Source organism: Rhizobium sp. UFLA01-1127, assembly GCF_059803845.1.
Window position 1 is genome coordinate 1 of the sequence record NZ_JAUQTZ010000011.1, and the last position, 16,975, is coordinate 16,975.

Annotated in this window: 15 protein-coding genes and 1 pseudogene; 9 read left to right on the top strand and 7 right to left on the bottom strand. The window is 59.2% G+C overall.

All coding sequences use genetic code 11. The features are described 5' to 3' along the window. Together Q4Q11_RS04405 and Q4Q11_RS04410 are read right to left on the bottom strand one after the other, a co-directional pair. Nucleotides 1–642: AsmA family protein (locus tag Q4Q11_RS04405; protein ID WP_498568793.1), on the bottom strand; the 642-nt coding region annotated here is incomplete at its 3' end. Nucleotides 643–859: 217 nt separating this feature from the next. After that, entirely contained in the window at nt 860–2,272 is a 1,413-nt protein-coding gene (locus tag Q4Q11_RS04410; RefSeq protein ID WP_498568766.1) for an FAD-binding oxidoreductase, read from the bottom strand. 349 nt (nt 2,273–2,621) lie between these two features. Between Q4Q11_RS04410 and Q4Q11_RS04415 the strand changes: the two genes are divergently transcribed. The 4 genes from Q4Q11_RS04415 (at nt 2,622) to Q4Q11_RS04430 (ending at nt 5,489) form a co-directional block, all read left to right on the top strand. Beyond that, entirely contained in the window at nt 2,622–3,395 is a 774-nt protein-coding gene (locus tag Q4Q11_RS04415; protein ID WP_498568794.1) for a transporter substrate-binding domain-containing protein, read from the top strand. Between the two features lie 63 nt (nt 3,396–3,458). Then, entirely contained in the window at nt 3,459–4,130 is a 672-nt protein-coding gene (locus tag Q4Q11_RS04420) for an amino acid ABC transporter permease (RefSeq protein ID WP_112510199.1), read from the top strand. Beyond that, nucleotides 4,127–4,786, top strand: a complete 660-nt coding sequence (locus Q4Q11_RS04425) for an amino acid ABC transporter permease (RefSeq protein WP_112510202.1) — start codon at nt 4,127–4,129, stop codon at nt 4,784–4,786. The genes Q4Q11_RS04420 and Q4Q11_RS04425 overlap by 4 nt, the downstream gene beginning before the upstream one ends. Further along, nucleotides 4,764–5,489: an amino acid ABC transporter ATP-binding protein gene (locus Q4Q11_RS04430; RefSeq protein ID WP_112510205.1), complete on the top strand. Its 726-nt coding sequence runs from the start codon at nt 4,764–4,766 to the stop codon at nt 5,487–5,489. Before Q4Q11_RS04425 ends, Q4Q11_RS04430 begins: the two co-directional genes overlap by 23 nt. Before the next feature lie 16 nt (nt 5,490–5,505). Here the strand turns inward: Q4Q11_RS04430 and Q4Q11_RS04435 are convergent, their stop codons facing one another. Next, nucleotides 5,506–6,393 (bottom strand): AraC family transcriptional regulator, encoded by an 888-nt coding sequence (locus Q4Q11_RS04435; RefSeq protein ID WP_498568767.1) that lies wholly within the window; start codon nt 6,391–6,393, stop codon nt 5,506–5,508. A gap of 14 nt (nt 6,394–6,407) precedes the next feature. On the opposite strand from Q4Q11_RS04435, the gene Q4Q11_RS04440 reads away from it, so the two are divergent. Further along, entirely contained in the window at nt 6,408–6,815 is a 408-nt protein-coding gene (locus Q4Q11_RS04440) for a DUF2000 family protein (protein ID WP_112510208.1), read from the top strand. 57 nt (nt 6,816–6,872) lie between these two features. On the opposite strand, the gene Q4Q11_RS04445 is transcribed toward Q4Q11_RS04440, so the two are convergent. Both Q4Q11_RS04445 and Q4Q11_RS04450 read right to left on the bottom strand, forming a co-directional pair. Continuing rightward, nucleotides 6,873–7,541, bottom strand: coding sequence for a YiaD family glycine zipper/OmpA-like lipoprotein (locus tag Q4Q11_RS04445; protein ID WP_112510373.1), 669 nt, complete (start codon nt 7,539–7,541; stop codon nt 6,873–6,875). 202 nt (nt 7,542–7,743) lie between these two features. Then, nucleotides 7,744–8,757 carry a flagellin N-terminal helical domain-containing protein gene (locus Q4Q11_RS04450; protein ID WP_498568768.1) on the bottom strand — a complete coding sequence of 338 codons (1,014 nt, stop codon included), beginning with the start codon at nt 8,755–8,757 and terminating at the stop codon, nt 7,744–7,746. 432 nt (nt 8,758–9,189) lie between these two features. Between Q4Q11_RS04450 and Q4Q11_RS04455 the strand changes: the two genes are divergently transcribed. Continuing rightward, nucleotides 9,190–11,655, top strand: coding sequence for an ATP-dependent helicase (locus Q4Q11_RS04455; RefSeq protein ID WP_498568769.1), 2,466 nt, complete (start codon nt 9,190–9,192; stop codon nt 11,653–11,655). Here Q4Q11_RS04455 and Q4Q11_RS04460 read toward each other — a convergent pair whose 3' ends face one another. Beyond that, a complete protein-coding gene (locus tag Q4Q11_RS04460) occupies nt 11,656–12,726 on the bottom strand; it encodes a type I restriction endonuclease (protein WP_498568770.1) in 1,071 nt (356 codons plus the stop codon). It lies immediately after the preceding gene. Nucleotides 12,727–12,954: 228 nt separating this feature from the next. On the opposite strand from Q4Q11_RS04460, the pseudogene gluP reads away from it, so the two are divergent. The 3 genes and pseudogenes from gluP to Q4Q11_RS04475 form a co-directional block, all read left to right on the top strand. Continuing rightward, nucleotides 12,955–13,389, top strand: a pseudogene (gene gluP / locus Q4Q11_RS04465) (glucose/galactose MFS transporter); the annotation flags it as partial. Between the two features lie 109 nt (nt 13,390–13,498). Next, a complete protein-coding gene (pncA, locus tag Q4Q11_RS04470) occupies nt 13,499–14,122 on the top strand; it encodes a bifunctional nicotinamidase/pyrazinamidase (protein WP_112510220.1) in 624 nt (207 codons plus the stop codon). Between the two features lie 80 nt (nt 14,123–14,202). Next, the gene (locus Q4Q11_RS04475; RefSeq protein WP_498568771.1) at nt 14,203–15,288 is read left to right on the top strand and encodes a glycosyltransferase family 4 protein; all 1,086 of its coding nucleotides are present in this window, start codon (nt 14,203–14,205) and stop codon (nt 15,286–15,288) included. 6 nt (nt 15,289–15,294) lie between these two features. On the opposite strand, the gene Q4Q11_RS04480 is transcribed toward Q4Q11_RS04475, so the two are convergent. Next, complete coding sequence (locus Q4Q11_RS04480; RefSeq protein ID WP_498568772.1) at nt 15,295–16,680, bottom strand: hypothetical protein; 1,386 nt, start codon at nt 16,678–16,680, stop codon at nt 15,295–15,297. Nucleotides 16,681–16,975: the final 295 nt, after the last annotated feature.

The window sequence follows — 16,975 nt, forward strand, 5'->3', positions numbered from 1 at the left end:
GCCATTGTCGTCGGGCTGGCTGCTGGAAATGCTGAAATTGCCATGCTCATTGTCGAGTGCCGCATCGCCCTCTATGCGCCACGGTCCGGCAAGCGACCTCGCCGACATTTGAGCATTCAGATCGGCGACATGTCGCGTGCGGCCTGTTTGCTCGTCGATAAAGAGGATATCGCCGTCTTCGACATGAATGCTTTCGAGCACCACGGACTTAGCGGGAATTTCCGGCTGGCTGCCGCGCATCCAGTCCAGCGTGCCGTCCTTCAGCAGCCGCAGCCGCACCTTGGGTTTCGAGACGCGCATATCGAAGATCAACGCTTCGCCGGAAAGGAAAGGCGCAAGTTCGGCGTCCATGGAGAATTCGGCGATCTGCACCAGCGGCTTGCCATCAGGCTCTTGACCGACGCGGACATCGTGCAGCGTCACAGACGGAAACGGTAGAAGACGAGCATCGACGGTACCGTGAACGGTCACCTTCTTGCCGATGATGCGGCTCGCCTGATCTTCGAAATTCTTGCGAAAATCGGTCCAGTCTATGAAGAGCGGAGCGAGCAGCGCCACGAACAGCACCACCACGAGCAATCCACCCAGAAAAACCAGGACCCTACCTAACAACGCGTATCGTCTCCAATCTTCATTCCCGATATACGCATGTGTCGCCTGTCAGAGCGCATACACGGCATACCTTAGAATATGCACAGTTCTACCTGATCCCTGCCTGCCACAGCAGCTCTTTTTAAGAGGTATGCCACCCATCTAGCGCATACATGCAGCTTTTCATGACAAAAACCGGAAAAGAACGGCTGCAGCCTAGCGCTATTCGCGCATGTAGCAAGCCAAGATCATGAAAATATTCCATCTTTCAGTGTCTGCGGAATATTTTTCCGGGATTGAAAATGGCATCCGGATCGAGCGAATCCTTGATCTGACGCATCAGATCGACGGCGCCGCCGAGTTCCTGCTCCAGAAACGCCATCTTTCCCTGCCCTATGCCGTGCTCGCCGGTGCATGTGCCGTCCATGGCAAGCGCTCGGGCGTTGAGGCGGGCGACAAAATCCTCGACCATGGTGATCCCTTCCGGGGTCTTGTCGTCGAACAGGACAAGTACATGGAAATTGCCGTCGCCCGCATGGCCGACGATCGGCGCCAGCAGATCATGTGCCTCGATATCGGCTTGGGTTTCCGCAACGCATTCGGCAAGCCGCGAGATCGGTACGCAGACATCCGTCGACAGGGCAGCCAGTTCCGGCGCCAGTGCGCGGCAAGCCCAATAGGCGTCGTGGCGGGCCTTCCAGAGCTTGTTGCGCTCCTCCGCATTGCTTGTCCAAAGGAATTCGCCGCCACCGCATTCGGCCGCAATCTCGGCAAATTGCGCCGATTGCAGTGCGACGGTCTCATCGGTGCCGTGGAACTCGAGGAAAAGCGTAGGCTTCTCGTCATATGTCAGGCCTGAATAGCGATTGCAGGCCCGCATCTGCACGGTATCCAGCAATTCGATACGCGCAACGGGCACACCCATCTGGATCGTCATGATGACGGCATCGCAAGCCGCCTTGATATCCGCAAAGGCACAGGCGCCGCCGGCGATCTTCTGCGGAATGCCCTGCAGGCGCAGCGTGATCGAGGTCAGCACGCCGAGCGTGCCCTCGGCGCCGACGAAAAGCCGCGTCAAATCGTAACCGGCCGACGATTTCTTGGCGCGGCGGGCGGTACGGATTTCCTCGCCGTTGGCGGTCACCACGGTCACGGACAGCACATTGTCCTTCATCGTGCCATAACGCACGGCATTCGTGCCCGATGCACGCGTCGATGCCATGCCGCCGATCGAGGCATTGGCGCCCGGATCGATCGGAAAGAACAGGCCGGTGTCGCGCAGATAGGTATTGAGCTGTTCGCGCGTGACCCCAGGCTCTACCGTGCAATCGAGATCCTCCGCATTGACTTCGAGAATGCGGTTCATGCGGCTGAAATCGATGGAAATGCCGCCTTGCGGCGCATTGACCTGCCCTTCAAGCGAGGAACCCGTGCCGAAGGGAATGACCGGAACCTTGTGTTCGGCACATGCCTTGACGACAGTCCTCACATCCTCACTCGTTTCGGCAAAGACCACGCCGTCCGGCAGCTGCGATGGGATATAAGTGGTGGTATGGGCGTGCTGGGCGCGAAAACTTTCGCCGGTCTGGAAACGCTCGCCCAAAGCCTGTTTCAGAACACCGAGAACGGCTAATATCCCAGCCTCGTTGCGTGTTCCCGCCTTTGCATCAGCCAGAACCATAATCCGAATCTCCCATCGCGGCCATCGAAGGACGTTAACCCTTTGGTCGGTTCTATGGGACATCGGCGCGGCGCTGTCCAGTGATGAAAGTCGACCGCAGCTATCGCACCCTCTCACCTCTCAATCTTTGATCTGGATCGTTCTGGGCGACACAGCCTGACGAATTGCCCATTTTTTCAGCAGCGCGCGTCATAAAGCGATCATCGGCAACGAACATCCCCTAGGTCTGGATCGGCAATCGGCGGAGCACCGGCATTGCCGCGGCGACTGGCACGCGTCTTGCGTTTTGCCTTCCAGCTTTCACACAGCCCGATTGGAAGGATATTCGATGAAGCGCAGACAAATGCTCATGGCACTCGGCATCGCGATGCTGGCGATGGGGTCGGTTTCCACCCCACACGCAGCTCGGGCGGATGCCCTGAGCGACATAGCCTCCCGCGGCACGCTCCGCGTCGCCGTTCCGCAGGACTTCCCGCCCTTCGGCAGCGTCGGCACGGACATGGCGCCGATGGGCTATGATATCGACATGGCCAATCTGATCGGCGAAAAGCTTGGCGTGAAGACGGAGCTTGTTCCGGTCACCAGCGCCAACCGCATTCCCTATCTGCAGACGAACAAGGTCGATCTGGTGATCTCAAGCCTCGGCAAGAATCCGGATCGCGAAAAGGTCATCGATTTCTCCGACGCCTATGCGCCCTTCTTCAACGGCGTCTTCGGCCCCGGCGATGTGGCGGCGGCCAAGCCGGAAGACCTTTCCGGGAAAACGATCGGCGTCACCCGCGGCGCGATCGAGGATCTCGCGCTCACCAAGGTCGCGCCGCAGGACGCGACGATCAAGCGCTACGAGGACAATAACGGCACCATTTCGGCCTTCCTGTCCGGGCAGGTCCAGCTGGTTGCGACCGGCAACGTCGTCGCGGCGGCCATTCTCGCCAAGAACCCGCCGAAGAAACCCGAGATGAAATTCCTCATCACCAACTCCCCCTGCTTCATCGGCCTGAACAAGAACGAAGCGGCACTGCAGAAGAAAGTCGACGACATCATTGCTGCCGCCAAGGCGGACGGAACGCTGAACAAGATGTCGCAGAAGTGGCTGAGCGCCGACCTGCCGGCCGGCTTCTGATCAACGCGGGACCGATCGTACCGTCATTCGGCGGCGTGATCGGTCCAAGCGAGGCTTTCTCCCATGCGCTATCACTTCGATTTCGGCTGGCTCGCCGAATACTATCCCACGCTGATCAAAGGCGTTCTCGTCACGGTGGAGCTCACCCTAATCGGCGCTGTACTCGGCATCGTCCTCGGAATTGCCTGCGCCTGGGCGCGCGCGCTCGGACCGGGCTGGCTCAAACCCTTCGTCGCGGCCTATGTCGAGCTGATCCGCAACACGCCGTTTCTGATCCAGCTCTTCTTCATCTTCTTCGGCCTGCCCGGTATCGGCGTTCAGATGAACGAGATGACGGCTGCCAATCTCGCGATGATCATCAATCTCGGCGCCTATAGCTGCGAGATCATCCGCGCCGGCATCCAGGCGACGCCGCGCGGCCAGTTCGAAGCCGGCGCCAGCCTTGCCATGACCCGGTTCGAGACCTTCCGGCATGTCGTCCTCGTTCCGTCCCTGCAGCGCATCTGGCCGGCACTGTCATCGCAAGTCGTCATCGTGATGCTCGGCTCCTCGGTCGTCTCGCAGATCGCCGCCGAGGACCTGACCTTCGCGGCAAACTTCATCCAATCGCGCTCTTTCCGCGCCTTCGAAGCCTATTTCGTCTCCACGGCGATCTACCTCGTGCTGGCGATCCTGCTTCGGCAAGTGCTCGCGGCCGTGGGCAAGCTGATCTTTCCACGCAGGGTCCGCCAATGATCCAGTTCACCACTTGGGATATTCTGCGCGGCCTGCTTCTGGCAGCGCGCTGGACGATATTGCTGTCGCTCGTCTCCTTCGCCGGCGGCGCCATCGTCGGTGCGATCCTGCTGTTCCTGCGCATCGGAAAGGCCAAGGCCGGGCGCATCGCCGTCAGATATTTTGTGGAATTGTTCCAGGGCACGCCACTGCTGATGCAGCTCTTTCTGGCCTTCTTCGGCCTGGGGCTCTTCGGCATCGACGTGCCGGCCTGGCTCGCGGCCGGCGTCGCGCTCACCCTCTGGTCATCAGCCTTTCTGACCGAAATCTGGCGCGGCTGCGTCGAGGCTGTAGCCAAAGGCCAGTGGGAAGCATCGGCAAGTCTCGGCATGGGCTATCTGCAGCAGATGCGCTACGTCATCCTGCCCCAGGCGCTGCGCATCGCCGTGCCGCCGACGGTCGGTTTCTCCGTGCAGGTCGTCAAGGGCACGGCCCTGACCTCAATCATCGGCTTCGTCGAGCTATCGAAGGCCGGCACCGTCATCACCAACGCGACCTTCCAGCCATTCACCGTCTACGGCTTTGTCGCGCTCATCTATTTCGCCCTGTGCTGGCCGCTGTCGAAAAGCAGCCAGATCCTGGAGAGGAAGCTCAATGTCGCTCATCGAAATCACTGAAGTCCGCAAGAGCTTCGGCGCTAACGAAGTCCTGAAGGGCATCAACCTCGATGTCGAGCCCGGCGAAGTCATCGCCATCATCGGCAAGAGCGGTTCCGGAAAATCGACCCTGCTGCGCTGCATCAACGGGCTGGAGACGATCAATGACGGCTCGATCTCCGTCGCCGGCGCCCAGCTTCTGCCCGACGAGCTCCATCTGAAGACGCTCCGGCTGAAGGTCGGCATGATTTTCCAGCAGTTCAATCTCTTCCCGCATCTGAGCGCGGGACGCAACGTCATGCTCTCGCAGATGGTTGTCAAGAAGACCAGCAAGGGCGAAGCCGAGGCAATGGCGCGGCGCATGCTCGACCGTGTCGGCCTCGGACACAAGTTCGACGCCTATCCGGACGAGCTCTCCGGCGGGCAGCAGCAGCGCGTCGCCATCGCAAGAGCGCTCGCCATGCAGCCGATTGCGCTTCTCTGCGATGAAATCACCTCGGCGCTGGACCCGGAACTGGTTGCGGAAGTTCTCGCCGTCGTGCGCGAACTGGCAAGCGAAGGCATGACGCTGCTGATGGTGACCCACGAGATGAAATTCGCCCGGGACGTCTGCTCGCGCGTCGTCTTCATGCATCAGGGCCGCGTGCACGAAATCGGACCGCCCGGCGAAGTCTTTGCCAACCCGCAGACACCGGAACTCAGGCAGTTCCTCGGACTTCATTGAGAGCCCGCAGGCCCCGCTAACTGGCTCTCCGAACCATGGTGTTCCAGGCGCCCGGCGCCATGCCGAACGCCTTCTTGAAATGCCGGGTCAGATGGCTCTGATCGGCAAAGCCGGTTGCGGCGGCCACCTCCGCGATCGGCTCGCCGGCGCCGATCATCGCCTTTGCTTGCTGCAGACGCCGCATCAGCAGAAAGCGATGCGGGCTTGTGGCGAAGGCGGCACGGAAATGCCGCGCCAGCGCAAAGCGATCGAGGCCGGTGATGCGCTCCAGCTCCTGCGAACGCACCCCGTGCGTGACATGCGCCTCGAGATAGTCCCGCGCAGTCTTTACCTGCCCCCACGCAATGCTGCTCAAAGGCCGTTGCGGCAGACGGGCATGCTGGACAAGTCCGTCGGTGAGCCGCGAGACGAAATCATCGACAAAGAGCTCATCCAGCTCGCGATCGAGCTCGCCAAGCGCAGCCAGCAACAAGCCGGCGAGACGATTGTCTTCCACCACGGGGTTATCGACGAAAGGCAGGCCGACACGCGCCGCTTCAAGGCATTGAAACATCACCGATGGCTCCAGGTACAGCATGCGGTAGACAAGGCCGTCCTCGGTCGCCGCCCCGCCGTCATGCAGCTCGTCCGGATGAAGAATGATCACCCTCCCCGGCAGGCTGTAACGCTGTTCGCCGCGATAGCGGAACGTCTGTACGCCCCGTATGGTGACGCCGAGCGCATAGGTGTCGTGCCGGTGCAGCTCGAAGGCATCGCCGCGAAACTGCGCCTGAATGCGCTCGATGCCCGGATAGGCCGGTGCGGACAGGATACGGTTGGCCTCCGGCGTCACGCACAAACGTTCAAGACCCTCGAAGATCTGTCCGGCTACATCCTCGTGCAATGTCCCATTTCCAGACTGCATGAAAGTGACCATCGATGTTCGACACCAAAATCGCGATCGTTCTGCGAAACGACCTTCAATCCTGGCAAAAGCTGAATGTGACGGCCTTCCTGTCGACAGGCATAGCCGGACAACATCCCGATATCATCGGAGAAGCCTATCGCGACCGCACCGGCAACGTCTACAATGCTTTGTCGATCCAGCCCATCATCGTGCTCTCGGCCGACAAGGAGAGCATCGCCGCCATCCACCGCCGCTCGCTGGAGCGTGGTGTCATTTCCTCCATCTTCATCGAGGAAATGTTTTCAACCGGCCACGATGTGGCCAACCGCGCCGTCTTCTCCGAATTCGCGCCCGGAGACGCCAAAGTCGTCGGCATCGCCTTGCGCGCCGACAAGAAAATCGTCGACAAGATCACCAAGGGCGCAAGCATGCATGCGTGATCGGAAGCATAAAAAAACGGCCGGATCGTGAGACCCGGCCGTTTTTGATGAGAAGACTTAACCGTTCTGCGTGATCGGCGCGATCTGGATCTCGACGCGGCGGTTCTGCGCGCGGCCAGCCTCGCTCGCATTCGATGCGACCGGCTGCGACGGGCCGAAGCCGATGGCCGACATGCGGCGCTGATCGATACCCTGGCTGCCCAGGTAGGAGGCAACCGATCCGGCGCGGCGTTCGGACAGATCCTGGTTATGCTGAAGGCTGCCGGTCGAATCCGTATGGCCGTTGACGTCGATCAGCGTACGGTTGAATTTGCGCAGAACGATCGCGACGGAATTCAGCGTCGGGAAGAATTCCGGCTTGATCGCATCCTGGTCGATGTCGAAGGTGATCGCCGAAGGCATGTTCAGGATGATGCGGTCGCCGACGCGGGTCACCGAAACGCCAGTGCCCTGCAGTTGCGCACGCAGCTCGGATTCCTGCTGGTCCATGTAATTGCCGATGCCGGCACCCGCGAGCGCCCCGACGCCGGCGCCGATCAGCGCGGCATTGCGGCGCGAAGCCGGCGAATGACCGATCAGAAGACCGGCAACGGCGCCGACGCCGGCACCGATCGCCGCACCGCCTGCGGTATTCGATACCTTCTGCTCACCCGTGTAAGGGTCGGTGGTCGTGCAGGCGTTCAAAAAGGCTGCCGCTAGGGCAAGAATGGCAATTTTCTTGATCATAGAATCGTCGCTCTCCGGTTCGATGGCCGCAGCAGATATGAAGCATTGCGGCAATATCATGAAGAGAAATCTTATCCGCGCCTTTGTTCCCTGTGCATATCGCGCATATGAAGCTTTGACGACATGACGTCACATCCGGATGCGCGGGAGCCGTGCACCCGCCGCGGTCCCGATGCTTCGTCCTGCGCCGCCCTGCCTGCAATCAGAGGTTCTGGAAGAGCTGCAAAACCGTGTTGTAGCTCGCATTGGCGATCGCCAGGGATTGCAACCCGAGCTGCTGCTGGGTCTGCAGCGCCAGAACCTTGCTCGATTGCTGCTCCATATCGGCATCCACAAGCTTGCCGACGCCGCTGGTCAGCGAGTCGCTCAGATTTTTGGCAAACTCGGTCTGAAGATCGATGCGTGATTCGAGAGAGCCGAAAGCCGACCCGATCGTCTTGAGCTGGTTCAGCATCGCCGTCACGGTGTTGACCATGTCGACGATCGCACCCCGCGTCGTATTCGCATCAAGCGAGATTTCCACCTGTCCGTTCGTGTTGCCGTTCTTGCTGCCGAGCAGCACGTAGTTTTTCGCGGAACCGGCTTCGGTCGCAAAGGCCGTCGAGGTCAGCACGCCATACCCGCCGGTCCCGCTCGATTGATCGTCTATCAGATAGCGGGCATCGCGGGAGGTGATCGGGCCGGTTGTCGAGCTTGCGCCCGCATAGTTCAGCATGCCGATCGTGACGGTTCCGTTGCTGCCGCGGATCAGGGCACCTGGAATTTCATGCGGCGCGGTCGGATCTGCGCCGTTCCGTAGCACAGTCCAGTTGACGCCATTGAAGGTCGCCGACTCCGCCGTGCTGCGCAGCTGTTGCTTGAGTTCCGTGATCTCGTCGTTGAGCTTCGTCTTGTCGACGCTGGTTTCATAGGCGCTGACAAGCTTCGTCCTGATCTCGGTCACGACGTCGATCGCGCTGCTGACACCTGTGGAGGCGGTGCTGACCGTCGAGGCGGCAAGACCGAGCGCATCCTGAACCGCCGAAATCGCGCCGATGTCGGCATGCGTCAGCGTCGAGATTTTCCAGTATGTGGCATCGTCCTTGACTGTCTGCACCCGTAGCCCCGACGACATTTGCCGTTCGGCATTGCCCAATTTGGCCTGGGTGTCCCTCAGCACTTCCAACGCCGAATTCACGGAAGGGCTGACCCTGATGAAGGTCGAAAAAATACTCACGGCACACGAACTCCGGACGCAACGATACGCAACAAATACAAGGAAACATTGGAACCTTGCCGCGGGCGCTCATGCGCGCGGGCCGAGAGTGTCGGCAACAGGCAGCGAGGCAAAAACGACGCCTGCGCTCCAGCGGTCACATGTCGCCATGATTAGCAAACATGCTTAAGAAAGCGCTAAGCGAAATACATAATTCACCATAAATGACCGCAAAGCTGACAGCGAACTCGGCATGATCCTGCCGCCCATTCCGCTGCCAGCAGATTGGCGGGCAGCGGGCGCAGTGCCGCGTCCGATATCCCGTCATGCAGGCGCTGCTCTTGGCGCGTTTGTGGCCTTCCTACGACCGCAGCGCCTGTGAATGTGCGCTTTTTGTTCTAGTTTCGGCCCGTTTCTTTTGCCTTTCGGGGTAGAATCATTACATTGGGCCGCATGACCATTGGACATGACGATATTCCCTTCTTTGACGAGGAGCCGGAGCACATTGCACCGCGCCGCCCTGCGCCGGCAGCCGGCGGCATTGGCGGCGGTATTGCCGCTCGTGCCATGGCGGCGCGCGATAGCGGCCGCCGGCCCGATTATCTTTCGGGACTCAATCCCGAGCAGGCCGAAGCCGTGGAAACGCTTGACGGCCCCGTTCTGGTGCTTGCGGGTGCAGGCACCGGCAAGACGCGCGTGCTGACGACCCGCATCGCCCATATTCTCTCCACCAACCGCGCCTTTCCGAGTCAGATCCTCGCCGTGACTTTCACCAACAAAGCGGCACGCGAGATGAAGGAACGTATCGCGCTGCTCGTTGGCGGTGCGGTCGAAGGCATGCCCTGGCTCGGCACATTCCACTCGATCGGCGTCAAGCTGTTGCGCCGCCATGCCGAGCTGGTCGGCCTCACCTCCAGCTTCACCATTCTCGACACGGACGACGTCATCCGCCTGATCAAGCAACTGATCCAGGCGGAAGGGCTCGACGACAAGCGCTGGCCGGCCAAGCAGTTTGCCGGCATGATCGATACCTGGAAGAACAAGGGCCTCAGCCCCGCCGATATTCCGGAAGGCGATGCGCGCGCCTTTGCCAATGGCAAGGGCCGCGAGCTCTATGCCGCCTACCAGAACCGCCTGAAGACGCTGAACGCCTGCGACTTCGGCGATCTCCTGCTGCATCCGATCAATATGCTCAGGCAGAATCCCGATATCCTCAAGGATTATCACCAGCGCTTCCGCTACATCCTGGTCGACGAGTATCAGGACACCAACACGGCGCAGTACATGTGGCTTCGCCTGCTGGCACAGCGGCAGAAGGGCGAGCCGCAGAACGTCTGCTGCGTCGGCGACGACGACCAGTCGATCTATGGCTGGCGCGGCGCGGAGGTGGACAACATCCTGTGTTTCGAGAAGGATTTTCCAGGCGCCAGGGTCATCAAGCTCGAGCGCAACTATCGCTCCACCGAACATATTCTCGGTGCCGCCGCGCATCTGATCGCCCACAATGAGGGCCGGCTCGGCAAGACGCTGTTCACTGAACGCTCAGATCCGAACGACATCAAGGTGCAGGTGCATGCCTCCTGGGATTCCGAGGAAGAAGCCCGCGCGATCGGCGAAGAGATCGAGCAGCTGCAGCGCAACAAGCATAATCTCAACGACATCGCGATCCTCGTGCGCGCCTCCTTCCAGATGCGCGAATTCGAAGATCGCTTCGTCACGCTCGGCCTGAACTATCGCGTCGTCGGTGGCCCTCGCTTTTACGAGCGCCTCGAAATCCGCGATGCCATGGCTTATTTCCGCCTCGTCTGCCAGCCGGCGGACGATCTTGCCTTCGAGCGCATCATCAACACGCCGAAGCGCGGTCTCGGCGATACGACCGTCCGCGCCCTGCATGATTACGCCCGCGTGCGCGATATCCCGATGCTGGCGGCCGCCGCCGATATCATCGAGACGGACGAGATGAAGCCGAAGGCACGCAAAGCGCTGTTCGACGTCGTGCAGTCCTTCCGCCGCTGGCAGGGCCTGCTCGAAAATACGCCGCACACCGATCTTGCCGAACAGATTCTCGAAGAGTCCGGCTATACGGACATGTGGAAGAATGACAAATCGGCGGAAGCGCCGGGACGCTTGGAAAACCTGAAAGAACTCATCCGCTCCATGGATAGTTTCGAATCCATGCGCGGCTTCCTCGAACATGTCGCCCTCGTCATGGATGCCGAGCAGAACGAAAATCTCGACGCCGTCTCCATCATGACGCTGCACTCCGCCAAGGGCCTGGAATTCGACACCGTGTTCCTTCCCGGCTGGGAGGAAGGCCTGTTTCCGCATCAGCGCTCGCTCGACGAAAGCGGGCGCGCCGGACTCGAGGAAGAGCGCCGCCTCGCCTATGTCGGCATCACCCGCGCCAAGCGCCGCTGCCACATCTGGTTCGTCTCCAACCGCCGCATCCACGGCCTATGGCAATCCACAATCCCCTCCCGCTTCCTCGACGAACTGCCGGAAACGCATGTTCAGGTTGCCGAAGTCGAGCAATCCTATGGCGGATATGGCCGAGGCGGCTACGGCCAGTCGCGCTTCGACAAGGCCGATCCTTTCGCCAACACCTATTCCACACCGGGCTGGAAGCGTGCCCAGGCAAACCGCAATGACGCGACACGCGACAATTGGGGCAGCCGCTCCGGCCACGCCGTCGAGCGCATCGGCTACGGCGAAAGCGGCCCCAAGGTGCGCACCATCGACGGCGAACTGGTGGCCAAATCCACCTCCACCGAACCCTCAAAATTCGCCATCGGCGACCGCGTCTTCCACATCAAGTTCGGCAACGGCAATGTCTCCGAGATCGAGGGCAACAAGCTGACGATCGAATTCGACCGCGCCGGGCAGAAGCGCGTGTTGGATGGGTTTGTGGAGAGGGTGTGATTAGGAACCGACATATGACTGGATGACCGCTTGAATTTGCGCTTTGGCTTTAAAGATATCCGTAGTCTGCGTTATGTCGAATCGAGACCCAGCTTTTTCCGCATCGAAGATCGTTAGAAACTTGGTCTTCGAGTTAAAATGCAATCTGACGATTGGCTTACGATTATTGTCATCGAAATTAATGCCGCAGTAGGATTTCTGATCGCGCATCACAATTCGCGAGACATCTGCGAACTCCGCTCCGATCGCTCGCACTATATTAAACCCGTCGATCTCCTCTTGAGTCGTTTCAATGCCATCCCCATCGTCGTTGATTTGGGTGACCGAATCTACGTCCTTTATCGTCGGAATATTCACGTTCTCATTGAATGCCGCACTCAATTTCCTTTGAATTTTTTGACGAACAAGATCTTCAAAGGCACGCTTGATTATCGGTTTGAACTCAGCAACAACAGCTGCTGTTAGCTTGCCATCATGTATTTCCTTAGAGATGAGCCGCACGAATTCGTCATCAGGATCATTAAACTGTGCTTCTATACAGCCGATTGTCGCCTTCATTCGCTTTAGCGTGCTGGCGGAACTCTTAATATCTTCAATAGAAAACTTTTCTTTGTGGAATTTTTCTAACTCTTTCAGATCATTGTCATCGTAATCAAAAAGATCAAACTTAAAGAACGGGTTACTATCAAGCTTGTTCGGTGCATCAAGATCAGTGAAAAACCAGATTTGCACGCCATTTGTTAAAATCGCAATCGAGCAATCAGTGGTAGAAAAATACCGATAAAGTTGACTGTATTGAGCCTGCGAGAGATTCGCACTGACAGCCTTTGCCTCCAGAATAAATTCGATCCTGTCGTTTATTTTGACAGCATAATCGACTTTCTCTCCCTTTTTCAAACCGACATCGGCTGTAAACTCAGGAACAATCTGCGTTGGATCAAAAATATCAAAACCAAGAGTACGCAAAAATGGCATAACAAGCGCGTTCTTTGTCGCCTCTTCAGTAAGAGCAATATTTTGCGCAGCAATTGCGCGCTTCGATAGTTCAGCAACTTGTTCCTTGAACGACATAATTAGCCCCCAAATCGATCTCCAAGCAAACAATATTATATTCGCCGCCGGATGCAATCGATGCGAGTGCATATTTTTGATTGAGTTTAGCTTTAGCGACTCGCCCTGCCCCGTGAGCTAATATGCCGGGAAAAATCGCAGAACCACTGGTGTCGACAATGGAAAATCGACCTACTTGAAAAGACAAATCCCGATTAGCGGGACTTATGCTAGCAGCTTTGGTAACGCCTCACGCATCGCGATGCCGCGCATTACGTCTCCTATTTCTGGGGCGGCGCCATGATCGGCCGCTTCGTCGGTTCGCTGATCATGCGCCACATCGATGACGGCAAGGCGCTCGCCTTCAATGCTGGTGCGGTCATCATCCTGTTTGTGGTCACCGTGCTGACAACAGGCCACGCCGCCATGTGGTCCGTGCTGGCGATCGGCCTGTTCAACTCGATCATGTTCCCTACGATCTTCAGCCTGGCGCTTCATGGCCTCGGCAAATATACGAGCCAGGGTTCGGGCATCCTATGCCTCGCCATCGTCGGCGGCGCCATCCTGCCGATCATCCAGGGCGGCCTTGCCGACACCATCGGCATCCACCTCGCCTTCTTGATGCCGATCATCTGCTACCTCTACATCGCCTTCTATGGCCTCAAAGGCCACAAGCCTGCTTGAGACTGACATAGCCGTTGCGCCTCGCCGGATTTCCGGTGCGGCGCAAAGGGCTTGATCCCAAGCGCGCCGCTTGGCATCGTGCGGCGCAACAAACCGGAAGGACGGCCTCATGAAAGCGCTGCTGCTCATCGACATCCAGAATGGCTTCTGCCCTGGCGGCAATCTCCCTGTTCCCGAAGGAGATCTGGTGGTGCCTGTTGCCAACAGGCTGATCGACAGCGGCAGATACGACCTGATCGTTGCGTCACAGGACTGGCATCCAGCCGGCCACGGCAGCTTCGCCTCCTCCCATCCCGGCAAGAAGCCCTTTGAAATCGGCATGCTCTCGGGCAAGCCGCAGATGATGTGGCCAGACCATTGCGTGCAGAACAGCGAAGATGCCGAGTTTCACCCGGATCTCCACATCGGCGCCGTCGATTTCGTCCAGCAAAAGGGCCAGAACCCCGCAGTCGATAGCTATTCCGCCTTCCGCGACAACGACCAGGCAGCCCTCACCGGCCTTGCCGCCTATCTGCGCAGCAAGCATGTCACCGAGCTCGATCTGTGCGGACTGGCGACCGACTACTGCGTAAAATTCTCCGCCCTCGATGCCGTCGAAATGCTGCCTGGCGTCAGTGTGCGTTTTATCGAGGATGCGAGCCGAGGAATCGACCCTGCCGGCGTCAAGGCGGCGATTGACGACATGCGAGCCCGAGGCGTTACGGTGATCGGCAGCAAGGACGCACTTGCGTAAAATCGCGCAAGTCCAGCTAAACCTTCTCTAAACAAAATGATGCAAGCTGTATCCGATCAATGAAATATCGGGTTTTTCGCGTGCAATCTATTGTCATCAATGGGCGTTTTCTCGGCCAGCCCTTGTCCGGCGTGCAGCGCTTCGCGCGCGAGCTGACGCTGGCACTCGACCGAAAGATCTCCGCAGGCGACCTGCCCGCTTCGCTGAAAGGCGCGCGCTGGCGTCTGGCCGTACCGCGAAATACGCCCATCGATATCAGGCTCTCGGCAATAGAAATCGATAGTTTCGGTTCCGCGCCCGGTCATGTGTGGGAACAGACATCATTGCTTTCCCGCGCGCGCGGCAGCCGCCTGATCGGCTTCGGCGGCAGCGGCCCCCTTCTGCATCGCCGCCAGGCCGTCGTCATTCACGACGTGACGATCTTCCGCCATCCGCAATCCTTCAAGCGCAGCTACCGGCTGCTGCACGGTGCGCTCGGTACCGTGCTGACCCGCACCGCCAAGATCGGCACCGTTTCCGCATTCTCGCGGCAGGAGCTTTCCTCCGTTTTCCGGGTTCCCTCGGCCTGTATCGATGTCGTCTACAATGCCGTCGATCATTTCGCCGCTATCGAACCGGACGATACGGTCATGCAGCGGCTTGGCCTGAAGACGCAAAGCTTCTTCCTGCTTGTGGGAACCATGAAGCCCAACAAGAATCTTGCCTTCGCCATCCGCGCTTTCGAAACATTGAAGGCTGAAGATCAGAAGCTCGTGGTCGTCGGTGGCTCCGCGCCGACCGTCTTCAAATCGGACAACCAGCAATCCGCCGGCAGCCTGCTCTTCCCGGGCCGGCTCAGCGATGCGGAAATCGCCGCCCTGGAACGTCATGCCACCGCATTCATCTTCCCCAGCCTCTACGAGGGTTTCGGCATTCCGCCGCTGGAAGCGATGACTCAGGGCTGCCCGGTACTCGCAGCCGATATTCCCGCCGTGCGCGAAGCATCGGGCGATGCCGCGCTCTACTTCGATCCCCTCCGGCAGGATGAACTCGTTTCCGCAATGCGGCGGATTGCGACGGACGAGGCCTTGCGCCAGGATCTGCGCCGGCGCGGCCATGAGAACGTCGCCCGCTTCTCCTGGGACGACAGCGCCGACTGCGTGCTCTCTATTCTCGAGGATCTCTGAGAGACTTCAGGACCGGGCTTGTGGCCGGAACATGGTGATGAAGTAGCTGTAGAGGCCGAGCAGGCAGAAGAGCGCGCCACCGACAACTCCAACCAATACCGATATCCAGAGCGAATAGCCGAAACCTGCGGTCGCCAGCACGGGTACGACGAGACCAATGGCGGAAAAGACGACGGGCGGCCAGACGAAATCGAAGGCAAGGGACATCATGACCTTCACGCCGATCGCCAGCGCGCACAAGGTGCCGATCATGCCGCCGGCCATAAGGGCGGCATCGTTGTAAGAGCCTAGATACCCCCCAGCCAATACGCCGGCATTCAACAACGCGCAATCCACAACGGCGAGCATGAAGATAGCCAGCAACCGATGCTGCAGATGCGCCGGCGTCGGCAGCATGTTGAACGTCAGCGCCCGACATGCCGCAAGACCGATGACGAAAGGCGCTGCCGCAAGAAATCCATCGCGCAGGCTGACGGCAATAACGAACTCTCCGACAGGCTGCAGCAGTGCAAAAATACCGGCCGCCGTCATCAACGTGAGACCTGTCAGCAGCGAATAATACTCTCCAAGCTGCCTTCTGAAGACCGGCGTTGCTCCTTCGCGATCATAGGTCGAAACGACATCGGGATATTGGATCGCCTGCAGGGCGGAAACGATCAGCACGAATGGCCGCTGCAAGAGATCGAGCGCCAGCAATGCTCCGGCCGCCGGCCCTGCTCCGAGGATGGCGGTCAGGATCGATTTCAATCCCAATGGCGACAAAATGCCGATGACGGATGCCGAGGCGGCAACACTGCCGTAAACGAAATGCTTGCGCACCAGCTGCGGCTCGAAGGATGCTGCCTCGCGCAAGCTGTTGCGGGTCAGAAACGCGGCCAGGAGGCCATAAGCGACATAACCGGCCATGAGGCCGATGACGGTGCAAGTAAAGGTCGGAGCGACGGCGGCGCCCGCAAGCGTGCCGATTGCGAGAATGGTGGCGCGCGAACCCTGCAGCCGGGAGAAGATGCGAAACTCCTGACGGAAGCGAAGCATGGTGAGATGCAAGTCGCTGCCGCCCTGCAGGATGGCAACCAGGCCGCCAAGGATGGCAATCTCTGCCGATACCGAAAAAAGGATCGAAACCGAGGCAGCGACCATACAAACCGCTGCACATGCTGCAAATTCGATCGTCAGCGCCTTGCGCTCCAGAGCTTCGCTTCCGGGGCCGTGTCCGGGATAGAAACGGCTGCAGGCAAAGCGAATCCATTCGAAACAGAATATGGAGCCGAATTGACTGATGGAGATGAACAGCGAATAGGCGGCGTAATCCGCCGGCGTCAGCAGACGCGCCACCGCGATCAGCAGCCCGAAAGCCACTGCCGCCTGATAGAAATATGCAGCCAATGCCACGATCTTCGCCATGGCGGCAGCTAACAGCAAAAGATTGAGGAAAGCGCTAACCCCGACGGGATATTTATAGAACAGGCTCGAAAACGGGTGCCATCGGTGGCCGAGGGCGCTCCATGTGCTTATGCACAGGCAGCATTTGTCTGGAGATTTCCGATCGCGTCTGGTGGCTTACGGGCAAGACTGATGCGATGCTTGCATCGCGAGCTGATGCGCAGATGCTCTTGCCGCGAAGACAAGCGGCCTTGAATTGCCTTTTTGCACCGCACACGCTAGAAGACCCCGCAAAACTCAAGGG